21 protein-coding genes are annotated in these 24,657 nt (G+C 68.7%); 8 read left to right on the top strand and 13 right to left on the bottom strand.

Annotation, left to right across the window (positions count from 1 at the left end; translation table 11 throughout):
* Window positions 1-26: 26 nt before the first annotated feature.
* The 8 genes from ACTRWB_RS18580 to ACTRWB_RS18545 all read right to left on the bottom strand — a co-directional run bounded on the left by ACTRWB_RS18580 (window position 27) and on the right by ACTRWB_RS18545 (window position 7,845).
* A complete protein-coding gene (locus tag ACTRWB_RS18580; RefSeq protein ID WP_048250956.1) occupies window positions 27-389 on the bottom strand; it encodes a DUF3022 domain-containing protein in 363 nt (120 codons plus the stop codon).
* A 13-nt stretch (window positions 390-402) separates the two neighbouring features.
* Entirely contained in the window at window positions 403-1,191 is a 789-nt protein-coding gene (locus ACTRWB_RS18575; RefSeq protein WP_129514651.1) for a YhfC family intramembrane metalloprotease, read from the bottom strand.
* 53 nt (window positions 1,192-1,244) lie between these two features.
* The gene (locus ACTRWB_RS18570; protein ID WP_419683861.1) at window positions 1,245-2,288 is read right to left on the bottom strand and encodes a LacI family DNA-binding transcriptional regulator; all 1,044 of its coding nucleotides are present in this window, start codon (window positions 2,286-2,288) and stop codon (window positions 1,245-1,247) included.
* Window positions 2,289-2,595: 307 nt separating this feature from the next.
* Complete coding sequence (locus ACTRWB_RS18565; RefSeq protein ID WP_446902820.1) at window positions 2,596-3,561, bottom strand: NAD(P)-dependent oxidoreductase; 966 nt, start codon at window positions 3,559-3,561, stop codon at window positions 2,596-2,598.
* Between the two features lie 4 nt (window positions 3,562-3,565).
* Window positions 3,566-4,846 (bottom strand): MFS transporter, encoded by a 1,281-nt coding sequence (locus ACTRWB_RS18560; protein WP_446902819.1) that lies wholly within the window; start codon window positions 4,844-4,846, stop codon window positions 3,566-3,568.
* Window positions 4,847-5,004: 158 nt separating this feature from the next.
* A complete protein-coding gene (locus tag ACTRWB_RS18555) occupies window positions 5,005-5,997 on the bottom strand; it encodes a sugar kinase (RefSeq protein ID WP_446902818.1) in 993 nt (330 codons plus the stop codon).
* 28 nt (window positions 5,998-6,025) lie between these two features.
* A complete protein-coding gene (locus ACTRWB_RS18550) occupies window positions 6,026-6,790 on the bottom strand; it encodes a sugar phosphate isomerase/epimerase family protein (protein ID WP_446902817.1) in 765 nt (254 codons plus the stop codon).
* Window positions 6,791-6,951: 161 nt separating this feature from the next.
* Entirely contained in the window at window positions 6,952-7,845 is an 894-nt protein-coding gene (locus ACTRWB_RS18545; protein WP_048250950.1) for a LysR family transcriptional regulator, read from the bottom strand.
* 112 nt (window positions 7,846-7,957) lie between these two features.
* Here ACTRWB_RS18545 and ACTRWB_RS18540 point away from each other — a divergent pair, with 112 nt between their 5' ends.
* On the top strand, window positions 7,958-9,025 hold the full coding sequence (locus tag ACTRWB_RS18540; protein ID WP_446902816.1) for a YeiH family protein: 1,068 nt from the start codon (window positions 7,958-7,960) through the stop codon (window positions 9,023-9,025).
* A 97-nt stretch (window positions 9,026-9,122) separates the two neighbouring features.
* Window positions 9,123-10,856, top strand: coding sequence for a ClcB-like voltage-gated chloride channel protein (locus ACTRWB_RS18535; RefSeq protein ID WP_446903111.1), 1,734 nt, complete (start codon window positions 9,123-9,125; stop codon window positions 10,854-10,856).
* Window positions 10,857-10,877: 21 nt separating this feature from the next.
* On the opposite strand, the gene ACTRWB_RS18530 is transcribed toward ACTRWB_RS18535, so the two are convergent.
* Complete coding sequence (locus ACTRWB_RS18530) at window positions 10,878-11,498, bottom strand: TetR/AcrR family transcriptional regulator (RefSeq protein ID WP_129514660.1); 621 nt, start codon at window positions 11,496-11,498, stop codon at window positions 10,878-10,880.
* Window positions 11,499-11,677: 179 nt separating this feature from the next.
* Between ACTRWB_RS18530 and ACTRWB_RS18525 the strand changes: the two genes are divergently transcribed.
* The 4 genes from ACTRWB_RS18525 (at window position 11,678) to ACTRWB_RS18510 (ending at window position 18,650) form a co-directional block, all read left to right on the top strand.
* Window positions 11,678-12,787, top strand: a complete 1,110-nt coding sequence (locus tag ACTRWB_RS18525) for an efflux RND transporter periplasmic adaptor subunit (protein WP_412021768.1) — start codon at window positions 11,678-11,680, stop codon at window positions 12,785-12,787.
* On the top strand, window positions 12,784-15,933 hold the full coding sequence (locus tag ACTRWB_RS18520) for an efflux RND transporter permease subunit (protein ID WP_446902815.1): 3,150 nt from the start codon (window positions 12,784-12,786) through the stop codon (window positions 15,931-15,933). The genes ACTRWB_RS18525 and ACTRWB_RS18520 overlap by 4 nt, the downstream gene beginning before the upstream one ends.
* Window positions 15,934-15,935: 2 nt before the next feature.
* On the top strand, window positions 15,936-17,504 hold the full coding sequence (locus ACTRWB_RS18515; protein WP_446902814.1) for an efflux transporter outer membrane subunit: 1,569 nt from the start codon (window positions 15,936-15,938) through the stop codon (window positions 17,502-17,504).
* A 117-nt stretch (window positions 17,505-17,621) separates the two neighbouring features.
* Window positions 17,622-18,650 carry a MerR family transcriptional regulator gene (locus tag ACTRWB_RS18510; RefSeq protein WP_446902813.1) on the top strand — a complete coding sequence of 343 codons (1,029 nt, stop codon included), beginning with the start codon at window positions 17,622-17,624 and terminating at the stop codon, window positions 18,648-18,650.
* A gap of 213 nt (window positions 18,651-18,863) precedes the next feature.
* On the opposite strand, the gene ACTRWB_RS18505 is transcribed toward ACTRWB_RS18510, so the two are convergent.
* From ACTRWB_RS18505 to ACTRWB_RS18490, 4 genes are all read right to left on the bottom strand, one after another.
* Window positions 18,864-19,088, bottom strand: a complete 225-nt coding sequence (locus ACTRWB_RS18505; protein ID WP_048250941.1) for a helix-turn-helix domain-containing protein — start codon at window positions 19,086-19,088, stop codon at window positions 18,864-18,866.
* Window positions 19,089-19,096: 8 nt separating this feature from the next.
* Entirely contained in the window at window positions 19,097-19,660 is a 564-nt protein-coding gene (locus ACTRWB_RS18500; RefSeq protein ID WP_446902812.1) for a DUF2975 domain-containing protein, read from the bottom strand.
* Window positions 19,661-19,820: 160 nt separating this feature from the next.
* Window positions 19,821-20,348 (bottom strand): M949_RS01915 family surface polysaccharide biosynthesis protein, encoded by a 528-nt coding sequence (locus ACTRWB_RS18495; protein WP_193098450.1) that lies wholly within the window; start codon window positions 20,346-20,348, stop codon window positions 19,821-19,823.
* A gap of 82 nt (window positions 20,349-20,430) precedes the next feature.
* Window positions 20,431-21,813, bottom strand: a complete 1,383-nt coding sequence (locus tag ACTRWB_RS18490; RefSeq protein WP_446902811.1) for a sigma-54 interaction domain-containing protein — start codon at window positions 21,811-21,813, stop codon at window positions 20,431-20,433.
* A 249-nt stretch (window positions 21,814-22,062) separates the two neighbouring features.
* On the opposite strand from ACTRWB_RS18490, the gene ACTRWB_RS18485 reads away from it, so the two are divergent.
* Together ACTRWB_RS18485 and ACTRWB_RS18480 are read left to right on the top strand one after the other, a co-directional pair.
* A complete protein-coding gene (locus ACTRWB_RS18485) occupies window positions 22,063-22,947 on the top strand; it encodes an MBL fold metallo-hydrolase (RefSeq protein WP_446902810.1) in 885 nt (294 codons plus the stop codon).
* 30 nt (window positions 22,948-22,977) lie between these two features.
* Complete coding sequence (locus ACTRWB_RS18480) at window positions 22,978-24,648, top strand: TIGR01244 family sulfur transferase (protein ID WP_446902809.1); 1,671 nt, start codon at window positions 22,978-22,980, stop codon at window positions 24,646-24,648.
* The last annotated feature ends 9 nt before the right edge of the window (window positions 24,649-24,657 follow it).

Here is a 24,657-nt window from a genome sequence, read left to right as displayed (position 1 = left end):
CGCCGGCATCGCGCCGGCGCGAACGCTCACGCAAAGTCTTCGTCCAGTTCGAGTTCCGCGTTGCGCTCGACGGCCTCACCGGCCGCGTGGCGCTCCTCGAGCGACCCGAGCATCGCTTCCGTATACGCGTGCAGTACCGCATGGCTGCGCGCACGCTGCATCGGCTTGAGCGCGAGATAACGCGCGAGCGCGGCCGGCACGACGCGGATATCGAGCGTCATCCGCTTCGGCGTCGCGCCGAAACGCATCGCGAGCCAGTGCACGGACAGGAATCGCCCGCGCTCGTCGCTGCTTTCCGCGAAGCGCGTCTGCTCCGGAAAGAGATCGCAGATCACGCGCGCGAGCGCGTCGAATTCCGCGCTCTGGCATTCGATCAGATAGTCGTCCATCCCGTCTCTCCCGTCAGGCAGCCGTACGCGACGGCCGGCACGTCTTGACCATCACGACGACCAGGATCGCGGCCAGCACGAAATACGCGCCCTCGACCCATGCGGCCGGCAGCACACGCACCTGGTACAGCAGCGCCGGCGCCGCCGCGAGTGCATGCAGCACGATCGCGAGCGGCAACACGCCCGCGCGGCCGGCGCGCACGCCGCGCCATACCAGCACCGACAGCGCAAGCTGCAGCACGAATGCCGCGCAGCGTTCGAGCAGCAACAGCAGCATCGACTGCGCCGACAGCGTTGCCAGCATCACGTGCAGCCGCACGACGGTATCGCCCGGCAGGTCGGACAGTTGCGTCTCGAGCTGGCCGCGGCTCGCCAGCCACGCGAGATACGACCATTGGCCCCACACGAGCACGCCGACGAACCACGCTTCGGCGCCGCCGTGACCGATCCCGTAGCCGATCGCGCGACCGTCGCCGGCCGACGCGCCGTAGCGCCGGTTCAGGAAGCGCATCCCGAGATAACGGCCGACTTCCTCGAACACCGCGGTCGCGAGCGCGCTGTACGCGACGAACGCGAGCGGCTGCGTCAGCCAGCCACCCGCCGGCGTCTGGCTCAGCACGAGCCCGTGGAACGCGCGTTCGAGGATCATCGCAAACAGCGTGAAGACGGCGACGCCGACGATCGTGTCGCGACGATTGAGCGCAAGCGGCTTGCGCAGGATACGGTAGAGGACGAGCGGCAGCAGCGCGATGATCAACGTGGCGGCGATCAGCACCGCCAGCGTGACGGGAGCGACAATCATGTAATTCCTTGTTCGGGGCAGCGCACCTGGCGCGCTGCGTGCCCGAATGATACTCAGCTTGCGGTCGACGCGCGCGCAATCAGCTCGCCCGGCAGCATCGCGACGCGCACGTCGCCCGCTGCGCCGTCGATCCGCTCGTGCACGAATTCGACGGCCTTGTAGCCGATTTCGTAGGTCGGCTGACGGATCGTCGTGATGCCGATCAGCTCGGCCCATTCCGGATCGTCGATCGACAGCAGTGCTGCCTTCTGCTGCCACGCGGCACCGAACCGCGCGCGCAGGTGGCGCGCGATCGCGAGCGCGACCGGCGCGTTCGCGGCGAACAGTGCCGCGCGCACGCCGCGCCGTGCCGCGTCGTCGATACGGGCATCGACGTCGGCGAGCGCCGCGGCGACGGCGTCGGGTTCGTTCAGGTCGAGCACGATCGTCGACGGCACCGTCAGCCCGCGCGCATCCAGCGCCGCGCGGAACGCGGCCTCGCGCACGCGCCGCGAGCTGACGCGCTCGAACGGCTGCACGACGAAATGGATCGCGTCGAAGCCGTGTTCGACCAGGTGCGCGAGCGCCATCTCGATTGCGTCGGCGTTGTCGAGGCCGATCAGGTCAGCCTCGAACCCCTCGACGGTCCGGTCGACGAGCACGGCCGGGATGCCGGCGCCGCGCAACGGGCGCAGCACGTCCTCGTCGGCGCCGAGCGCGTTGACGATCAGCCCTTCGACGCGGTAGGTCGTGAGCAGCTGCAGGAAGCGGCGCTCCATCTCGACCTCGTTCGCAGCGTGACAGATGAGCGGCATGTAGCCGAGCGCGTGGCACGCGGCCTCGACGCCCTGCAGCACTTCGACGGTGTAAGGATTGGTCAGGTCGGCCGCCAGCATGCCGAGCAGCCGGTTGCGGCCACGCTTGAGCCCACGCGCCATCTGGTTCGGGCGGTAGTTGAGCCGCGCGATCGCCGCTTCGATCCGCTGGCGCAGATCGATGGACAGCACATGCGTCTCGCCGTTCAGGAAGCGCGAAACGCTGGTCTTGCCCGTGCCGGCCTCGCGCGCGACGTCGCTGATCGTCGCCGGACGCGTCGTGGAAGGTTGCGAATCGGTCACTGTCGTGCCTCGCGACGTACGATCCGCGCCGCTTCGTGAGCAGACGGACCTTTGTTGTTGGAAACGTAAGCCACCCGGCGGACTCTCCTGTCGATCAGCGTTGGCGCCTTAGCGCTTGCACTGGTAGCAGTCGGCCGCACCGGACCTGGCGCGGATGCCCGTCGCCGAACGCAGCCGGCAGCGTTGCCGGACCATCGATACGACGAGCGGGCGATCATAACGCAGCCAGCCCTCCGGCACCAAGACCATCGACTCTAACGGCGCCGGCACCCCGCCCGCCGGTCGTCGGCCGGTTGCCCGCCGCGGCTCAGGCCCGCGCGAGCGCGTTCGGATTGACGAGATTCGTGCGCAGCGTGCCGGCCAGCGCGCCGACCAGGTTTTCCGCGGCGCAACGCGCCATCGCGTGGCGCGTCTCGTGCGTCGCCGAGCCGATATGCGGCAGCGCGACGACGTTCTTCATCTGCAGCAGCGGCGAATCCGCCGGCAGCGGCTCCTTCTCGAACACGTCGAGCCCCGCGCCGCGGATCGTGCCCGCGCGCAACGCGTCGATCAGCGCGGCTTCGTCGACGACCGGCCCGCGCGATGCGTTGATCAGGATCGCACCGCGCTTCATCTTCGCGAATTCCGGCGCGCCGATCAGGTGATGGGTTTCCGGCGACAGCGGCACCTGCACGCACACGAAATCCGACTGCGCGAGCAATTCGTCGAGCGTCACGCGCCGCGCGCCGTACTGCGTCTCGGCTTCGGCATGCGCGGACCGGTTCGCGTACAGCACCTGCATCCGGAAGCCGAGCGCCGCGCGGCGCGCGACCGCGCCGCCGATGCGCCCGAGCCCGACGATGCCGAGCGTCTTGCCCTGCACGTCGGTGCCGTACAGGTCGGGACCGATGCTGCGGTGCCAGTGGCCGGCCTTCACCCACTCGGCCAGCTCGACCACGCGCCGCGCGGACGCGAGGATCAGCGAAAACACCGTATCGGCGGTCGATTCAGTCAGCACGTCCGGTGTATGCGCGAGCACGATGCCGCGCCGCGTGAGATCCGCGACGTCGAAGTTGTCGTAGCCGACCGAGATCGTCGACCAGGCCTTCAGCCGCGGCGCACGGTCGAGCATCTGCGACGTGACCTTCAGGCTCGCGCCGATCGCGCCGTCCGCGTTGCCGAGCGCATCGGCGAGCGCGTCGGCGCCGTCGGCCTGCACAACGTCCGCATGCTCGTGCAGATACGCGAGAACGTCATCGGGCAGCGGCTTGTACGCGACGATACGAGGCTTCATTGTTTCATTTTCCTTGCAGCGGCGCCGCGAGCGGATGCGCATCGCGCGCCTGGGGTTTGACGGACAGCGTGAGGATCACCGCGGCGACGAGCGCGGCGCTCATGAACGCATACGACGCGACGGGCGACCCGGTCGCACCGTTCAGGTAACCGACGAAGTACGAGCCGACGAACGAGCCGAGCGCGCCCATGCTGTTGATCAGCGCCATCGCGCCGCCGGCGACGTTCTTCGGCAGCAACTCCGGCACGATCGCGAAGAACGGGCCGTACGGCGCGTACATCGCGGCGCCCGCGACCACCAGCAGCGCATACGAGATCCAGAAATGCGACGAGCCGAGTGCGTACGACGCGGCGAACGCGGCCGCGCCGATCAGCAGGAACGGCCACACGAAGCCGCGCCGCGAGCCGACCCGGTCGGACGCCCACGACGCGGCGATCATCGCGATCGTCGCCGCGAGATACGGCAGCGCGGACAGCCAGCCGGTCGCGACCATGCCGAGGTCGGAGCCGTTCTTGACGATCGACGGCAGCCACAGCACGAAGCCGTACACGCCGATGCTCCAGCAGAAATACTGTGCACACAACTTGATCACGGCCGGCGAGCGGAACGCTTCGCCATAGTTGCGCATGGGCTTGATCGCCGCCTGCTCGGCCGCCAGCGCGGCGTCGAGGTCGCGCTTTTCCTGCGCGTTGAGCCACGGCGAATCGGCCGGCTTGTCCTGCACGAGGAACCACCAGCACACGGCCCAGATGATGGCCGGCACGCCTTCGGCGATGAACATGTGGCGCCAGCCGAATTCGTGCACGAGATAACCCGACACGATCGACATCCACAGCACGGTGACCGGGTTGCCGAGGATCAGGAACGTGTTCGCGCGCGAGCGCTCGTTCTTCGTGAACCAGTTGCTGATGTAGATCAGCATCGCCGGCATCACGGCCGCCTCGACCACGCCGAGCAGGAAGCGGATCGCCATCAGCGACGGGATGTTGCTGACCACGCCCGTGAGCGCCGCGCAGCCGCCCCACAGCACGAGGCTGACGAACACGAGCTTCTTCACGCTGCGGCGCTCCGCGTAGATCGCGCCGGGAATCTGGAAGAAGAAGTAGCCGAGGAAGAACAGCGCGCCGATCAGCGACGACAGACCCTTGCTGATCCCGAGGTCCTGGTTGATGCCGGCCGCGGCCGCAAACCCGTAGTTCGCGCGGTCGAGGTAAGCGAGGCTGTACGTGATGAAGACGATCGGCATGATCGTCCACCAGCGTCGGGCTGCGAGATTGGTTGCCATCAGAATGTCTCCTATGTTGACCGGGCTGACACTTCAGCGCTTCGCGGCCGGAAGCGGTGCGTCAGCACCGCTCCGGTCGCCTGCTTTGCCGTCCGGCCCCACGCAAAGCGGTGCTCGATGCACGAAATGAATCCGCGGATTGTGCCGTGTCCGGCCTCTCATTGCGCGGTGACGGTTTCCTCTAAGCGATCGGCACGATTGCTGACATTTTCGATTCGATCGAGTGCGTCGCGTGTCGGCAAACCTTCCGAATCGCCGATCACCTGGATCGCGAGCGCGCCGATCCGGTTGCCGCGCGCAACGGCCTGCTCGATGCTCCGGCCTTCCAGCAGCGCGCTGACCACGCCGACCGCGAAGCCGTCGCCGGCGCCGACCGTGTCGACGACGCGCTCGACGCGCTCGCCCGCGACCGTGCCTTCACGGCCGTCGGCCATCCGGAAGTACGCGCCTTCCGCGCCGAGCTTGATCACGACGCCACGCGCGCCCTGCGCGAGATAGAAGCCCGCGATGTCGGCCGGTGTGTCGTGCCCGGTGAGCTGCCGCCCTTCGGCGAGGCCCGGCAGCACCCAGTCGGCGAGCGTCGCGAGCGCGTTCAGCGTCTTCGCCATCACGTCGGCCGACGGCCACAGCGTCGGGCGCAGGTTCGGGTCGAACGAAATCGTCTTGCCGGCCGCGCGCATCTCGCGCGCGAGATGGAACGCGAGCTCGCATGAAGTCGCGGAGATCGCCGGCGCAACACCCGTCAGGTGCAGGTGACGCGCGCCGAGCACGTAGTCGGCCACGTAGTCGTCGCACGACAGTTGGCTCGCGGCCGAGCCCTTGCGGAAATATTCGACGGTCGGGTCACTGCCGTCGTCGTTGCGCGATTTCAGCTGGAAACCGGTCGGGTAGCGCGGATCGACCGTCACGCACGACGCGTCGATGCCCTCGCGCGCCAGCGTGTCGAGCACGTAGCCGCCGAACGAATCGCGGCCGACGCGGCTCATCCAGCCGACCCGGAAGCCGAGCCGCGCCAGGCCGATCGCGACGTTCAGGTCGGCGCCCGCGATGCGCTTCGTGAATTGCGCCGCCTGCGCGAGATGGCCGGGCTCGGTCGCGACGAACATCGCCATCGCTTCGCCGTAGGTCACGACATCGAGTGCTGCTTTCATGACTGAACTCTCCAGTATCCTGCCGCCGTCACGCGGTTGCGAGCCACGCGACGCGCCGGCCTGCATCGCCCGCCAGGTCGGCCGCGTCGAACGGAAACTCGATGCCGCGCGGCGCATGCTGCGGCAGCGCCGCGAGCACGCCGGTCACGAGCGGGTCGTTCGGCGCCGGCGCGACCGCGAAGCGGCGCGCGCCCTCGCCCTCGACTGCCTTGCAATGAATGTATTCCACATGCGGCGCGAGCATCTGCGCGCAATCAAGCGGCGCTTCGCCCGGCCACTGCCAGTTGCCGATGTCGAACGTCATCCCGAGCGCATCGGGCGTGCCCGCCGCGGCCAGCGCATCGAACAGCCCGCGGAACTGCGCGAGCGTGCCGCCGACCGGAAGCTGGCCGTTCTCGACCACCACGCGGGCCCGCGCGCCGCGCGACAGCGCGACGATATCGGCCGCCTGCGCGTCGCCGGCGAAGCCGCCGAGCTGGAATTTCACGAAGCGTGCGCCGAGCGCGTCGGCCTCCGCGAGCGTGTCGCGCAATGCGTCCGCATCGAGCGCACCCGTTTCCGTGTACAGCATGGCCGGCGTCGAATAGACCGACCACAGCCCGTGGCCGGCAAGCTGCGCGCCGAGCGCGGTCAGCGCGCCGGGTGCCGCATCGTCGTCCGACGCGAACAGTTCGCGCCGCACCTCGAAACCGGTCGCACCGGCTGCCGCCACGGTCGCGACGAATGCGCTGTGGCCCTCCTGGCGCACGCGGTCCATCCCGAATGCGCTCGCCACGATCACGATGTCTGCCATTTCTGCCCTTTTTCACCGAAATGGAACCGGTTCCATTTGCTTGAGACGGATGGTGCGCTTCGTGTCAGACCCACGCCATAGAGGAAATCCCTAAGACCGGTTGCCGCATGAACGCACGCCCGAAGGCGCGCATCGCGCGTTCCCGGGCCGGCTTCGGCTGCTCAGGCGAGGTCTTGCGAGAGGCTCATTTCGAGGAATTGCGCGGCGACCCGCGACGGCGCGCCGCCGTGCGGCACGAGGATGGAGAAATGACGCGTGAGCGGCGCGGGCGCGAGCGAACGCAGCACGAGCGCCGCATCCTGGTGACGCAGCGACATCGCGGACACGAAACCGACGCCCATCCCGGCACGCACGGCCTCCTTCACCGCTTCGACGCCCGCGATCTCGAACGCGACGCGCATCGGCGCGCCGCCGTGCGCGAACGCACGCTCGACGAGCTGCCGCACGCCGGAACCCTCCTCGCGCAGTACAAGCGGATGCGCGGCGAGCGCGTCGAGCGTCACGCCCGCGTCGTAGCCGGGCGCCGCGAGCGGATGGCCGGCCGGCACGATCGCGACGATCTCGTCCTCGTGCCACGCATGCACGGCCGTGCCGGGCGGCAGCGCCTCGCCGGGCGGCCCTTCGATCATCGCGATGTCGAGCGACGGCAGCGCCGCGACCACGTCGGCCGTATTGCCGCTCATCGTATGGATCGCCACGCGCGGCGCGCGCGGCTGGAATGCCGCGATCAGGTACGGCAGCAGGTAGCTCGCGGGCGTCGTGCTCGCGCCGACCCGCAGCGTGCCGGCCTCGAGGCCGCGCACCGCATCGCGAAACGCGCGCGCCTGCGCGAACGTGTCGCGCTGCGCCTTCGCGTATTGCGCAAGCTGTTCGCCGACCGGCGTCAGGCGGATGCCGCGTCCGTCGCGCTGGTACAGCGGCTCGCCGAACTCGTCCTGCAGCAGCCGCAACTGGCCCGACACGGCCGGCTGCGACAGATGCAGCGCCACGGCGGCGTGGCTGATGTTCAAGTGTTCAGCGACGGCGGCGAACGTTATCAGTTGATCCGGGGTCATGGGGATAAATTATCGGCTTTCCGGATAGTTTACGTCACAAATCACAATTTTTCATATCGATATAACAAAATTAGGATTACAGCATCGCAACATGCTCCATCACGGTGCTTCCATGTCCACTGCCCCGACACCTCATCTCAGCCACGCCGCGCCGTCGATGCGCGGCCAATTGAACGGCGTGTTGTTCGTTGCGCTGTTCGCCGCCGCCGTCACGAGCCTGTCCGAGCTTCCCGCGATCGCGGGCCTCGGACTGTCGCCGCTGATCGTCGGCATCGTCGCCGGCGCGCTGTACGGCAATGCGCTGCGCGACGGCATGCCGGCCAGCTGGGCGGCCGGCGTCAACTTCTCCGCGCGCAAGCTGCTGCGCATCGCGGTCGCGTTCTTCGGGTTGCGCGTGAGCCTGCAGGAAATCGCGCAGGTCGGGCTGCCGGGCCTGACGGTCTCGGTACTGGTCGTCGTCAGCACGCTCGTGATCGGCACCTGGGCCGGCATGAAGCTGATGAAGCTCGACCGTGACGCGGCGCTGCTGACCGCCGCCGGCAGCGCGATCTGCGGCGCGGCCGCCGTGCTCGCGTTCGAGTCGACGCTGCAGTCGAAGCCGCACCAGAGCGCGATGGCCGTGGGCAGCGTCGTGCTGTTCGGCACCCTGTCGATGTTCCTGTACCCGATCGCGTACCACGCCGGGCTGCTGAACCTCGACCCGGCCGGCCTCGGCCTGTTCTTCGGCGGCACGATCCACGAGGTCGCGCAGGTGGTCGGCGCGGCGAGCGACATCAGCCCTCAGGTCGCCCACATCGCGACGATCGTCAAGATGACGCGCGTGATGCTGCTGGTCCCCGTGCTGCTGGTGCTCGGCTGGTGGCTCGCCCGTTCTGCGCGTGCGACGGCCGGCGGCGCGCACGGCAAGCGCAAGGTGGCGGTGCCCTGGTTCGCGCTCGGCTTCCTCGGCTTCGTGATCGTCAACTCGCTGAACGTGCTGCCGGGTCAGGTCACCCACACGCTGAACGTGCTCGACACCTTCGCGCTGACGATGGCGATGACCGCGCTCGGCATCGAAACGCGCGTGTCGCAGATCCGCGCGGCCGGCCCCCGCGCGCTGATGACCGGCCTGATCCTGTACGTGTGGCTGATCGCCGGCGGCTACGGGATCACCTGGGCGGTACAACATTGGCTTGGCTGAGCCCCGCAACACTTCGCGCGCCGCGCCCGACGGGATGGTCCCGCGGGCGCGGCGCAGTGCTATGCTTCGCGTCGTTTTCCATCGCCCTCTTTCAGCCGTGCTCTCGTTCCTGCTGAAGCTGCGCACTCGCGCCCAAACGCTGTTCCGCCTGTCGGACGCCCATACGATGCTGATCTGGTCGGCCATCGTCGGCGTCGGCGGCGCCTTTGCCACCATGGCGTTCCGCGAAGGCATCGACCTGATGCAGCACCTGATCTCCGGGCGCAGCGGCAGCTTCGTCCAGATGGCGAAGAGCCTGCCGTGGTACGTGCGGTTCTGGATGCCGGCCGCGGGCGGCTTCCTCGCCGGCTGCGTGCTGCTGCTCGCGACGCGCGGCGACAAGGCATCCGGCAAGACCGACTACATGGAATCCGTCGCGCTCGGCAACGGCATCGTGCCCGTGCGGCAGAGCCTGTGGCGCAGCGTGTCGTCGCTGCTGACGATCGGCAGCGGCGGCTCGATCGGCCGCGAAGGCCCGATGGTGCAGCTCGCGGCGCTCGCCGCGTCGCTGGTCGGCCGCTTCGTGCACTTCGACCCGCCGCGCCTGCGCCTGCTGGTCGCCTGCGGGGCTGCCGCCGGCATCACGTCCGCCTACAACGCGCCGATCGCCGGCGCGTTCTTCGTGTCGGAAATCGTGCTCGGCACGATCGCGATGGAAAGCTTCGGGCCGATGGTCGTCGCGTCGGTCGTCGCGAACATCGTGATGCGCGAATTCGCCGGCTACCGGCCGCCGTACGAAATGCCGGTGTTCCCGGCCGTCACGGGCCCCGAGGTGCTGCTGTTCGTCGTGCTCGGCGCGCTGTGCGGCGTGCTCGCGCCGCAGTTCCTGCATCTGCTCGACGCATCGAAGAACCAGTTCAAGCGGCTGCCGATGCCGCTGCCCATGCGGCTCGCGCTCGGCGGCCTCGTGGTCGGCGTGATCTCGGTGTGGACGCCGGACGTATGGGGCAACGGCTACAGCGTCGTGAACAACATCCTGCATTCGCCGTGGACCTGGCAGGCGCTGGTCGCGGTGCTCGTGTTCAAGGTGATCGCCACTTCCGCAACGGTCGGCTCGGGCGCGATCGGCGGCGTCTTCACGCCGACGCTGTTCGTCGGCGCGGTGTTCGGTTCGCTGTTCGGGCTCGCGATGGAAGCGCTGTGGCCCGGCCATACGTCCGCGTATTTCGCGTACGCGATCGTCGGGATGGGTGCGTTCATGGCGGGCGCCACGCAGGCGCCGCTGATGGCGATCCTGATGATCTTCGAGATGACGCTGAGCTACCAGGTCGTGCTGCCGCTGCTGGTGTCGTGCGTGTTCGCGTATTTCGTCGCCCGCGCGACGGGCACGACGTCGATGTACGAGATCACGCTGCACCACTACCAGGACGCGCAGGAACGGCTGCGGCTGCGCACCACGCAGATGCGCGAACTGATCCAGCCCGCGCAGACGGTCGTGCCGCTCACGGCGAGCGTTGCCGACATGACGCGCGTGTTTCTCGAATATCCGGTGAAGTACCTGTACGTGACCGACGACGCCGGACGCTTCCGCGGCGCGGTCGCGCTGAAGGACATCACGTCGGACCTGCTCGACAAGCGCGACACGACCGACAAGACGGCCGCGCACTACGCGCATACGCCGTTTCCGCTCCTCACGCCCGACATGCCGCTGGCCACCGCGCTCGAACGCTTCATGGCATTCCAGGGCGAACGGCTGCCGGTGATCGAAAGCGAGGCAGAGCCGACGCTCGCGGGGGTGGTCTACAAGACGTCGCTGCTCGACGCGTACCGCCGGATGACCGGCGAGCGCTGACGCGCGAGCCCGCTTCCCCGGTCAGTCCGGCGCGCGCCCCAGCACGACCCGCGCGAAGAACCCCGCGAGCACCGCTTCGGCCGTGTCGGCCGACACGTGCTGCGGATCAGCCGTGTAATACGACTGCACGCCGTCGCACAGGCACATCAGCCCGAACGCGAGCGTGTCCGCCGGCAGCAGCAGCGGCGTGCCCGCGCGCTCGGCAAAACGCTGGATGAATTCGGCCATCTGCATGCGCTTGCCGTGCAGGAACTGGTTGAAGCGCACGCGGAACTTCGCGTCGCGCGCCGCCTGCAGCTTCGCCTCACCCCACAGCAGCGAGTATTCGTCGTCGCGAAACAGCGTCCGGTAGTACGCGAGCGCCATCGATTCCATCTGCTCGCGCGGCCCGCCTCCTTCGAAGATCGCCTCGAAATCGGCCCGCACCGACGCGTGGTCGTGCTCGAGCAGCTCCAGCAGCAGGTCCGACTTGCTGCGGAAATTCGAGTAGAACGCGCCGCGCGTATAGCCGGCCGCTGCCGCGATGTCCTCGACGCTCGCGGCCACATAGCCTTTCTTCAGAAAAATACGGTGCGCGGCTTTCAGCAGACGTTCACGCGTCTGGTCCCTGCTCTGCTCGCGAGTTAAGCGCTGTGGTTTCATGGCGCGCAGTCTAGCACCAATTCCCTTTCGGATTCATCTTTGCATTCAGATACAGGTGTGTATTAGAATCCGCCACAGTTTCCGAAAGATGTTGTCCGCGCGCCCGTGCCGGCGCCGCTTGGGGCAAGCGCCCGCCGCGCTTGCCGGCTTCGTTCCGCTCCACCTCACCTGGGGGTTTCGTGAATCGCTCCGGTTCCCGCGCCGCGCTGCTGATCGGCGCCGCGCTTGTCCTTGCCGCCTGTCATCCGAAAGAATCCGCGCCGCCCGCGCCACGCCCCGTCGTCGCGCTGCCCGCGCACGCCGACGACGCGGCGGCCGCGCGCACGCTCCCCGGCGAGATCCAGCCGCGCTACGCGACGCCGCTGTCGTTCCGCATCGCCGGCAAGATCGTCGAGCGCAAGGTGCGCCTCGGCGATACGGTCAAGGTCGGCCAGGTCGTCGCGCTGCTCGATCCGTCCGACGTCGAGAAAAACGCCGCGAGCGCGCAGGCGCAGCTGGATGCCGCGACGCACAGCCTCGCGTTCGCGAAGCAGCAGCTCGACCGCGATCGCGCGCAGGCACGCGAAAACCTGATCGCGACCGCTCAGCTCGAGCAGACCGAGAACAGCTACACGTCGGCGCTCGCGCAACGCGACCAGGCGCAGCAGCAGCTCGCGCTCGCGAAGAACCAGCTCCGCTACGCGACGCTCGTCGCCGATCATGCGGGCACCATCACCGCCGAACAGGCCGACACCGGCCAGAACGTGTCGGCCGGCCAGGCCGTCTACCAGCTCGCGTGGTCCGGCGACGTCGATGTCGTCAGCGACGTGCCCGAGGCCGCGCTCGCGTCGCTCGCGCCCGGTCACGCGGCGACCGTCACGCTGCCGTCGCTGCCGGGCCGCCAGTTCGCCGCGAAGGTGCGTGAAATCGCGCCGGCCGCCGATCCGCAAAGCCGCACCTATCGCGTGAAGCTCACGCTCGCCGCGCCCGATCCGGCGATCCGCCTCGGGATGACCGCCAGCGTCGCGTTCGACGGCGCGCCGGCCGCCGGCGACGCGCAACCGATCACGCTGCCCGCGACCGCGCTGTTCCACGACGGCGCGCAACCGGCCGTGTGGGTCGTGCGCACAAAGGACGACACGCTCGAATTGCGCCGCGTCGACGTCGCGCGCTTCAACGAACGCACGGTGACCGTGTCGCACGGGCTGCAGCCGGGCGAACGCGTCGTGCTGCAGGGCGTGCATACGGTCAGCGCCGGCGAGAAGGTGCGCCCGATCGCGCCGCTGCACCCGGAGGACTTCGCATCGTGAGCACCCCCCACGAAGAAGGCCGGTTCAACCTGTCGGCGTGGGCGCTGCGCCACCAGGCGCTCGTCGTCTACCTGATCGCGCTCGCGACGCTCGCGGGCATCCTCGCGTATACGCGGCTCGCCCAATCCGAAGACCCGCCGTTCACGTTCCGCGTGATGGTGATCCGCACGTTCTGGCCCGGCGCGACCGCGCGGCAGGTGCAGGAACAAGTGACCGACCGGATCGGCCGCAAGCTGCAGGAAACGCCGGCCATCGATTTCCTGCGCAGCTACTCGCGCCCCGGCGAATCGCTGATCTTCTTCACGATGAAGGATTCGGCGCCCGTGAAGGACGTGCCCGATACCTGGTACCAGATCCGCAAGAAGGTCGGCGACATCGGCTACACGCTGCCGCCCGGCGTGCAGGGCCCGTTCTTCAACGACGAATTCGGCGACGTCTACACCAACATCTGGACGCTCGAAGGCGACGGCTTCTCGCCCGCGCAGCTCCACGACTACGCGGACCAGCTGCGCACCGTGCTGCTGCGCGTGCCGGGCGTCGGCAAGGTCGACTATTTCGGCGACCCCGACCAGCGGATCTTCATCGAGGTCAACAACGCGCAGCTCACGCGCCTCGGCATCTCGCCGCAGCAGCTCGGGCAGGCGATCAACGCGCAGAACGACATCTCGTCGGCCGGCGTGCTGACGACCGCCGACGATCGCGTGTTCGTGCGGCCGAGCGGCCAGTTCGACAACGTCGACGCGATCGCCGATACGCTGATCCGCATCAACAGCCGCACATTCCGGCTCGGCGATCTCGCGACGGTCAGGCGCGGCTACGACGATCCGGTCATCACGCAGATGCGTTCGAACGGCAAGGCTGTGCTCGGCATCGGCGTGACGATGCAGCCGGGCGGCGACGTGATCCGGCTCGGCAAGGCGCTCGACGCCGAATCGAAGAACCTGCAGGCGCAACTGCCGGCCGGCCTCAAGCTGACCCTGGTGTCGAGCATGCCGCACGCGGTCGCGCATTCGGTCGACGACTTCCTCGAAGCCGTCGCAGAAGCCGTCGCGATCGTGCTGGTCGTGAGCCTCGTGTCGCTCGGCCTGCGCACCGGGATGGTCGTCGTGATCTCGATTCCCGTCGTGCTCGCGGTGACGGCCCTCTTCATGTACCTGTTCGACATCGGGCTGCACAAGGTGTCGCTCGGCACGCTCGTGCTCGCGCTCGGGCTGCTCGTCGACGACGCGATCATCGCGGTCGAGATGATGGCCGTAAAGCTCGAACAGGGCTACAGCCGCGCGCGCGCCGCCGCATTCGCGTACACCAGCACCGCGTTCCCGATGCTGACGGGCACGCTCGTCACCGTGTCGGGCTTCCTGCCGATCGCGCTCGCAAAATCGAGCACCGGCGAATACACGCGCTCGATCTTCGAGGTGTCGGCGATCGCGCTGATCGCGTCGTGGTTCGCGGCCGTCGTGCTGATCCCGCTGCTCGGTTATCACCTGCTGCCCGAGCGCAAGCGGCACGCGCACGAGGCCCACCTGCCCGACGACCACGAGCACGACATCTACGACACGCGCTTCTACCGGCGGCTGCGCGGCTGGATCGACTGGTGCATCGAGCGGCGCTTCGTCGTGCTGCTGATCACGGGCGCGCTGTTCGTCGTGGCGCTGATGGGCTTCTCGCTGGTGCCGCAGCAGTTCTTCCCGAGTTCCGACCGGCCCGAGCTGCTGGTCGACCTGCGACTGCCCGAGGGCGCGTCGTTCGCGGCGACGCTGCGCGAGACCGAACGCCTCGAGAAGGTGATCGACAAGCGCCCCGAGATCGATCATTCGGTGAACTTCGTCGGCAGCGGCGCGCCGCGCTTCTACCTGCCGCTCGACCAGCAGCTGCAGTTGCCGAACTTCGCGCAGTTCGTGATCACCGCGAAATCGGTCGAGGATCGCGAAAAGCTCGCGACCTGGCTCGAAACCACGCTGCGCGACCAGTTCCCGGCGGTACGCTGGCGCCTGTCGCGACTCGAGAACGGCCCGCCGGTCGGTTATCCGGTGCAGTTCCGCGTGAGCGGCGACAGCATCGCGACGGTCCGCTCGATCGCCGAGAAGGTCGCGGCGACGATGCGCGGCGATGCGCGTGCCGTGAACGTTCAGTTCGACTGGGATGAACCCGCCGAGCGCTCGGTGCGCTTCGAGATCGACCAGAAGAAGGCCCGCGAGCTGAACATTACGTCGCAGGACGTGTCGAGCTTCCTCGCGATGACGCTGTCCGGCACGACCGTCACGCAGTACCGCGAGCGCGACAAGCTGATCGCGGTCGACCTGCGCGCGCCGCGGGCCGATCGCGTCGACCCCGCGAAGCTTGCTGGCCTCGCGCTGCCGACGCCGAACGGCCCGGTGCCGCTCGGCTCGCTCGGCCGCTTCAAGCCGACGCTCGAATACGGCGTCGTGTGGGAGCGCGATCGCCAGCCGACCATCACCGTGCAGTCGGACGTGCGCGCCGGCGCGCAGGGCATCGACGTCACGCATGCGATCGACGCGAAGCTGAACGCGCTGCGCGCGCAGTTGCCGGTCGGCTATCAGATCAACATCGGCGGCTCGGTCGAGGAAAGCGCGAAGGCGCAGACGTCGATCAATGCGCAAATGCCGCTGATGGCGATCGCCGTGTTCACGCTGCTGATGATCCAGCTGCAGAGCTTCTCGCGCGTGCTGATGGTCGTGCTGACCGCGCCGCTCGGACTGATCGGCGTGGTCGCGACGCTGCTGCTGTTCGGCCAGCCGTTCGGCTTCGTCGCGATGCTCGGCGTGATCGCGATGTTCGGGATCATCATGCGCAACTCGGTGATCCTCGTCGACCAGATCGAGCAGGACATCGCGGTCGGCCACGGCCGGGTCGACGCGATCATCGGCGCGACCGTGCGGCGCTTCCGCCCGATCACGCTGACGGCCGCGGCCGCCGTGCTCGCGCTGATCCCGCTGCTGCGCTCGAACTTCTTCGGGCCGATGGCGACCGCGCTGATGGGCGGCATCACGAGCGCAACCGTGTTGACGCTGTTCTACCTGCCCGCGCTGTACGCGACGTGGTTCCGCGTGAAGCGCGACGAACGCGACCCGCAGGACGGTCCGCCGCCAGGCGGCAGCACGCCGGCCGCGCCGTCGGGAGCCTGATCATGGACGTATCGATGAACCTGAAAACGAAAGCCGTGCGGGCGCTCGCGGCCGCGAGCCTCGCCGGCCCGCTCGCCGGCTGCGCGTGGTTCGCGCCGAGCGGCGAGCCGCCCGCGATGCCGTCGCCCGCGCATTACGGCACGACGCCGCAAATCCAGCAGACCGTGTCCGCGCAAGGCGTCGCGCAGCAGTTCGAGGTCGGCGCGCAGCCTGTGCCCGACTGGTGGAAGCAGTACCGCTCCGATTCGCTGAACGCGCTGGTCGACGAAGGGCTGCGCAACAGCCCGACGCTCGGTGCGGCGTCGCACTCGCTGGATGCCGCGCGCGAACAGCTGCGCGGGCAGATCGGCAGCTCGATGCTGCCGTCGATCGACGCGGTCGGCCAGGCCACGCGCCAGCGCGCGCTCGGCGTGCCGATTCCCGCGCTCGGCGCGCCGACGCTGCTGTACGACACGTTCGTCGGGCAACTGCAGGCGAGCTACACAATCGATCTGTTCGGCGTCTCCCGCTTCGCGAACCGCGCGCTTGCGAAACGCGTCGACGTCAGCGCGTTCCAGCTCGAATCCGCGCGGCGCGCGCTGGCCGCGAACATCGTCACCGCGTCGATCACGGTGTCGGTGCTCAACGCACAGATCAATACGACCGAGCGGCTCGTCGCGCTTTCGAACGACCAGGCGCACGACGCCGAACGCCGCTATGCGCTCGGTTCGGCGTCGCGCAGCGACGCGCTGACCGCGCGGCAAAGCGCCGACACGTTCGCGGCAAGCCTGCCCGCGCTGCGCCAGCAGCGCGACTCGGCGCGCCATGCGCTCGCGGTGCTGGTCGGCCGCACGCCCGACCGACCGCCGGCCGATCTCACGCTCGCCGATCTGCACCTGCCCGAACAGGTACCCGTCGTGGTGCCGTCGGACCTGCTGCAAAGCCGCCCGGACATCCAGGCGGCCGACGCGGGGCTGAAGGCGGCCGCGGCCGAAGTGGGCGTCGCGACCGCGCAGATGTTCCCGCAGCTGTCGCTGTCGGCGGCGATGGGCCAGGGCGGCTTCAGCTGGCCGACGATGCTGTCGGGCGCCGGCGCGATCTGGAACGTCGGCGCGTCGCTGAGCCAGCCGATCTTCCACGGCGGCGCGCTGTTCGCGCAGCGCCGCGCGGCCAAGGCCACCTACGAAGCCGCAGTCGACCAGTACAAGCAGGCGGTGCTCGGCGCGTTCCAGAACGTTGCCGATTCGCTTGCGGCGCTCGAACACGATGCCGAAGCGCTCGACGCGTCGTCCCGCGCCGCGCTGTCCGCCCGTGGCGCGTACGACGACGCGGCCGCCCGCGTGCGACTCGGCGCGCTGCCGCCGTCGGCCGCGCGCGCCAGCGAACTGCAGTACCGCAACGCGCGGCTCGACGAGATCCGCGCGACCGGTGCGCGGTTCGCGGATACCGCGCGGCTCTATCAGGCGATGGGCACGCCGCCGGCCGGCAAGGCCGACAAAGCCGGCAAAACCGCCGACCAGGCGGCCGGCGACAGCGCAACCGGCAAGGAAGCGCGCGCCGCCACGCCCGACACCCCGCCTTCGCCGCAATAAGCCGGCCTTTCGATCGGGCGCGCGCAATCCCCGGCGCGCCCGATTTTCGATCTTCCGCTTGACCCTCACGTAGCGTAACGTTCGAGACTCCAGTGTGCGTACCGAACGGAGGAACGAATGCGACTGAAAGTGGGAGAACTGGCGAAACGCAGCGGGCTGACCGTCCGCACGCTTCATCACTATCACGCGATCGGTCTGCTGACGCCTTCGGCGCGTGCCGACAACGGCTACCGGCTGTACGACCGCCACGACATCGCCCGGCTCCACCAGATCCAGGCGTTGCGTCGCTTCGGACTGTCGCTCACCGAAATCGGCGACTACCTGAACCAGCCCGACGCCCCGCTCGTCGATCTCGTCGCGAAGCAGATCGCGTCGCTCGACCGCCAGCTCGCGCAGACCGCGCAGCTGCGCGAGCGGCTCGTGCACCTGCACGCGCAGCTCGCCGCGGGCACCGAGCCGGAACTGGCCGATTGGCTCACCACACTGGAGTTGATGACCGTGTACGACAAATATTTCTCCGAGGCAGAACTCGCCAGCATGCCGATGTACCGCAAGAGCCAGACGGGCGACGCGGAATGGATCGCGCTCGTCGACGACGTGCGCGCGCTGCACGACGCGGGCGTGCCGCCCGAGGACGAGCGCGCCCGTGCGCTCGCCGGTCGCTGGATGGCGATGCTCGTGCGCGACACGAACAACGACCCGCGGCTGCTGGCGAAGCTGAACCTGATGCACGAGCACGAACCCGCGATGCAGTCGAAGATCGGCATTTCGACCGCGCTGCGCGACTACGTGCTGCGCGCGGCTTCGGAAACGAAGATGCGGATCTTCGAGAAGTATCTTGCCCCGGACGAGATCCGCTTCATGCGGGCGCACTACGGCGAACGCGCGATGGACTGGCCGCAACTGATGGGCGACGTGCGCGACGCGATCGAATCGGGCGCGTTGCCCGATTCGCCGGAAGGCCGTGCGCTCGCGCGTCGCTGGCTCGACCTGTTCTGCAGTTACGCGGGCAACGATCCGGCCACGCACGCGAAATTCCGCCACGCGATGATGAACGAGCCGCAGCTGACGAAGGACACGTGGGTCGACGAGACGCTGCTCGGTTTCATGCGCGAGGCGATGGCGCAGCTTGCGCCTGCGCGCTGATCGGGAATGGCGTGGCGGGCGGCATGCGGGTTACCGATCCGGCCGCCCGCGTCAGCCCTTGCAGCCGGTATCGCGAAACGCATCCCGTGCCGGCATCGGCAACGCAAGAAGGCCGGCGCTTGCATGCGCGTTCCGGCAGTCGATGCGGCGCGCGCCCGACATCCCCGTCGCCAGCCTGGCGTCGACGGTATCACGGCGCGCCGCGACGATGCGTCAATCCGGCTCGCCGCCGCCGTCATCGCTGAACGCTAGCAGGTCGCCGGGCTGGCAGTCGAGATAACGGCAGATCGCCTCGAGCGTCGCGAAGCGGATGCCCTTGACCTTCCCTTGCTTGAGCAGCGACAGGTTCTGCTCGGTGATGCCGACAGCCGCCGCGAGATCCTTCGAGCGGACCTTGCGGGTCGCGAGCATCACGTCGAGCTTGACTACGATCGACATGGCGCGCCTCAGACGAACTGCCGATGTTCGGCGTCGAGCTCGCTCGCCTGCCGGAGAATGTGCGCGATGACCGCGATGCAGGCCGCGGTAAACAGCGCAACGACGTACGGCATGCTGAAGCCGATGCTGACCACGCGATGGCCGACCGGCTCGCGCAGCGTCGCCCACACGCTCAGCAGCGGTTCGCACAGCAGGCTCAGCAGCACCCACAGGCCGATCGCGCGGCCCGTCTTGCCGAGATGGCCGGCCGCCTGCGCGGAGAAATAGTCGCGGCGCGCGTAAGTCCGGAACAGCGCGCGCAGATGACGCAGCCCGTTCGCGAGCGCGACGAGCGGCACGCTCGACAGCAGGATGCCGACCGCCTTTTGCCACCACGGGAATGCGGCGACATCCACGTGCAGGTTCGACATCACCGAGTCCGTCAGGCCGAATACGAAACCGGGCCCGGAGTCGGCCGCGCTCAGCGACGGAAACGCCCAGCAAGCGGCGTTGAGCGCCAGCATGGCGACGATGAACCACAGCGTGACGGCGGCCATCCGCTGGCTGATACGGGCGATGCGATCGGAATGCATGCGAGGTCCTCGACGGAGATTGAACACGCGCCGATTGTACGCCGATAATTATCGCAAAACGATAATTAATCGTCGTTTCGTCATGATTTTTTATCGTGCAATGGACTCTCGCCGCGTAGCCGAACCGGCTTTGCACGCGCCGCGGCGGCCACGCAGCCGCCTACTCGTAGTTGCGCACGCTGATCCCGCGCCAATGCTTCGTCATGTAGTGCAGAAACGCGGGATGGGCCTTCAGGTCCGCATTCGGCACCGGGGGCGCGCCGCCGTCCGTGAACTTGCCCTTGACCGTCACGGTTTCCTCGCCGCGCATCACGTACTTCGTGCCGCCGTCGACCAGGAAGTACTTGACCTGATCGGCGCTGATGTCGCCGCGGCAGCCGATCTTGTACGCGAACAGGAACTGCTTGCGGCCGTTGCCGAGCAGGTCGCGCATTTCGATCGACGCGGGCACGACGTCGAGGATCACGTCGACCGGGCATTCCTTCACGTAATCGCGCACCGTCCAGTCGGGGCGGCCGTCGAGCGTCGCGGAGACCTTGAGCGCGACGTCGTCGCCGGACTCGGTTCTGACGAGCGTCACCGCATGCGCGCCGGCCGCATCGGTCCATGTGTATTCGGCGGCCGGTGCCGGGTTGGCCAGCGCAGCGGCTGCGACGAACAGGCAAGGCGAAAGGAAATATTGCTTCATGGGCGATGGGGGGGCTGGATCGAACGCGCCATTATCGGCAAAGCCGCCTGCCGCTGCCAGTTCCGCCTCGCGCCCGTCCCGATTACCGGTCGCGCGACCCGAGCCCGAGTGCCTTCATTCGCCGGTACAACGTCCGCTCGCTCATCCCGACCTGCTCGGCAAGCGCCTTGCGCGTGCCGTCGAACGTGCGCGCGATGCGCACGAGTTCCGCGTCCGACACGCCGCGCACATCCGCCGCGCGGTCCTGCGGCACCGCCGAGGCGGCGACCAGTTCCGCCGGCAGATGCTCGACCCGGATCGTCCCGTCGTCCGCGAACAGGCACGCGCGTTCGAGCACGTTGCGCAATTCGCGGATGTTGCCGGGCCACGCATACGCATCGAGACACGCGCGCGCACGCTCGGTCAGCACAAACGGCCGGGCGCTCACGTCTCCCGCGCCGGTGCGCGCGTTCGCGATCCGCCGCAGGATCGATTCGGCCAGCAGCGCGACGTCGCCGCGCCGGTCGCGCAGCGCCGGCAACGGAATCGGAAACGCGTTGATCCGGTAATAGAGATCCTGCCGGAACCGGCCGTCGTCGATCATCTCGCGCAGCGGCTTGTGCGTGGCCGCAACGAGCCGGAAATCCGCGCGCAGCGCCTCGACACCGCCGACGCGCCGGAACGTGCCCGATTCGATCAGCCGCAGCAGCTTCACCTGCATCGGCAGCGGCACGTCGCCGATCTCGTCGAGAAACAGCGTGCCGCCCTGCGCGGTCTCGACAAGGCCCGGCTTGCGCTGGTTCGCGCCCGTGAACGCGCCCTTCTCGTAGCCGAACAGTTCGCTCTCGAACAGCGTCTCGGCGATCCCCGAGCAATCGACGACGACGAACGGCCCCATCGCGCGATCGCTCGCCTCGTGCAGCGCGCGTGCGAACAGCTCCTTGCCGGTGCCCGATTCGCCGAGCAGCAACACCGGCAGCGTCGACGGCGCGACGCGCTGCAGTGCGCCGAGCGCCGCGTTGAATGCGTCGGCGCCGCCAACGAGCCCCTCCGCGCTCGGCTGCGCGGACGCGCTGCGCACCGTCGTCAGCCGCTCGACATACGCGATCACGTTGCCTGACGCATCGAAGATCGGCCGCAGCTCGACGTCGACATGCTCGGGGCCGCGCGGCGTGTGGTGGATGTGCAGCACGCGGTTCAGCCCGCGCGATTCGAGCGCCTGCTTCATCGGGCAATGCTCGCCGGCCTGGTCGCACGGCACGTCGTAGTGATGCGAGACCTGGAAACAGTGCCGGCCCACGTGCTCGACGCCCGCCACGCCGAACTGGCGCCGGTACGCATCGTTCGCCGCGAGGATGCGGTAGTCGGGATCGACGACGATCATCGGCTGCGGGTCCTGCTCGAGATACGCGACGAGCGCGCGCACGTCGGGCATGGCGTCGTGGCGCGGCGCGGGAACGATCGGGATGGTGTCGTGCGGATTCATGCGGACGCTCGGTGAAGATGCTGCCGGACGAACTGCCAGGCAGACTGCCAATTCTGCCACGACACTGCCAGATATGGCAGTCCATATCCTGAACCCGGTGCCGCCGACGCCTGCGCATTGCCGACGCCGCACCGAAAACCCGAGCCGAATCAAGTCTCTGGCACATCGACCGGGGTTGCGGTGCCGGCTGGCACGTTTCTTGAGATAAAGATCCCGATTGCAGATGCAGAACCCGATCGAGGACACACCGTGAGCCATGCCCCCACGCTATCGGTCGAAGGCTTTTTCGACCCGGCGACCCACACCGTCAGCTATCTCCTGCTCGATACCGCGAGCCGCGCCTGTGCGCTGATCGACAGCGTGCTCGACTACGACCCGAAATCCGGCCGCACGCGCACCGACAGCGCCGACCGGCTGATCGCCCGCGTTGCCGAACTCGGCGCGACCGTGCACTGGCTGCTGGAAACGCACGTGCATGCCGACCACCTGTCGGCCGCGCCCTACCTGAAGGCGCGGGTCGGCGGCCGGATCGCGATCGGTTCGCACGTGCGCCGCGTGCAGCACGTGTTCGGCACGCTGTTCAACGCGGGCCCCGGCTTTGCGGACGACGGCCGCCAGTTCGACCTACTCGTCGACGACGGCGACACGCTCGCGCTCGGCGCGCTGACGATCCGCGCGCTGCACACGCCGGGCCACACGCCCGCATGCATGACCTACTGCGTCGACGACGCGACGCAGCGCGCGGCGTTCGTCGGCGACACGCTGTTCATGCCCGACTACGGCACGGCCCGCTGCGACTTCCCGGGCGGCGACGCGCGCACGCTGTACCGCTCGATCGCGCGCGTGCTCGGCCTGCCGCCCGACACGCGCCTGTACCTGTGCCACGACTACCAGCCGGGCGGCCGCGACGTGCAGTTCGTGACGACCGTCGCCGAGCAGCGCCGCGCGAACGTGCATGTGAAGGACGGCGTGACCGAAGACGATTTCGTCGCGATGCGCACCGCGCGCGATGCGACGCTCGCGATGCCCGTGCTGATGCTGCCGTCCGTGCAGGTCAACATGCGCGCCGGCCACCTGCCCGAGCCCGAAGACAATGGCGTGCGCTACCTGAAGATCCCGCTCGACGCGATCTGAGCGCTGCCGCCCCCAACCGAGACCCCCGACATGACCACCATTCGCAAGCTGACCGACGCATTGTCGGTCTCGCCGCAGATCGCGGCGGCCGACCTGCCCGCGCTGCACGCGGCGGGCATCCGCGCGATCGTCTGCAACCGGCCCGACGGCGAAGGCCCCGACCAGCCGACCGTCGCCGAGATCCGCGCGGCCGCCGCGCCGCTCGGTATCGACGTGCATTACCTGCCGGTCGATACGGGCAAGGTCACCGACGACCAGGCCGCGCAGTTCGGCGCACTCGTCGCGTCGCTGGAAGGCCCGGTGCTCGCGTATTGCCGCAGCGGCACGCGCTCGGCCACGCTGTGGGCGCTGTCGCAAGCAGGCCTGCGCCCGCTGAACGACATCGTCGCGACGGCCAATACAGCCGGCTACGACCTGCGCGCGGTCGCGTCGCGCATCGCTCAAGGCGGCACGCAAGCCACGCCGGCCGTCGACGCGCGGCACGACATCGTGATCGTCGGCGCGGGTGCGGCCGGCATCGCGGTCGCATCGAGCCTGCTCGCGCGCGACGCGTCGCTCGACATCGCGGTGATCGACCCGGCCGACGTCCACTACTACCAGCCGGGCTGGACGATGGTCGGCGCGGGCGTGTTCCGGCCCGAGACGACCGCGCGCCAAATCACCGACTTGCTGCCGCGCGGCGTGCACCGGATCCAGGCCGCCGTCGCGGGCTTCGAGCCCGACGCGCATACGGTCGTGCTCGACGGCTGCCGCCGCATCGGTTATCGCAAGCTCGTCGTGTGCCCGGGGCTCAAGCTCGACTGGGAAGCGATCGAAGGCCTCGCCGACACGCTCGGCCGCAACGGCGTCACGTCGAACTACCGCTACGATCTCGCGCCGTACACGTGGGAGCTCGTCCGCGCGTTCCGCGGCGGCAATGCGCTCTTCACGCAGCCGCCGATGCCGATCAAGTGCGCGGGCGCGCCGCAGAAGGCGATGTACCTGTCGTGCGACCACTGGCGCCGCGCGGGCCACCTCGACGCCGCGAACGTCGAATTCCTGAATGCGGGCGGTGCGCTGTTCGGCGTCGCCGACTACGTGCCCGCGCTGATGGAGTACGTGAAAAGCTATGACATCGCGCTGTCGTTCGGCCACAACCTCGTCTCGATCGACGGGCCCGCGCGCCGCGCGACGTTCGCACGCGCGCTGCCGGACGGCGGCAAGGAAACCGTCGTGCGTTCGTTCGACATGATCCACGTCGTGCCGCCGCAGAAGGCGCCCGACTTCGTGCGCGCGAGCCCGCTCGCCGACGCGGCCGGCTGGATCGACGTCGATCCGGCGACGCTGCGGCACAAGCAGTTTCCGGATATCTACGCGCTCGGCGACGTCACCAACACGACCAATGCGAAAACCGCCGCGGCCGCCCGCAAGCAGGCGCCCGTCGTCGCGCACAACCTGCTCGCGTCGCTCGGCCGCGCGCACGGCGACGCCGCGTACGACGGCTACGGTTCGTGCCCGCTCACCGTCGAGCGCGGCAAGATCGTGCTCGCCGAATTCCTGTACGGCGGCAAGGTCGCGCCGACCTTCCCCGCGTGGCTGATCGACGGCAAGCGCCCGTCGCGGCTCGCATGGCTGCTCAAGGAACGCGTGCTGCCGCCGCTCTACTGGAAGGCGATGCTCAAGGGCCGCGAATGGCTCGCGAAGCCCGCGATCGCACGTTGACCGGAGCCC

It is taken from the genome of Burkholderia sp. YIM B11467 (assembly GCF_052952715.1).
The sequence above is the reverse complement of the archived record's forward strand: the minus strand, read 5'-3'. Positions and strand labels throughout refer to the sequence as shown.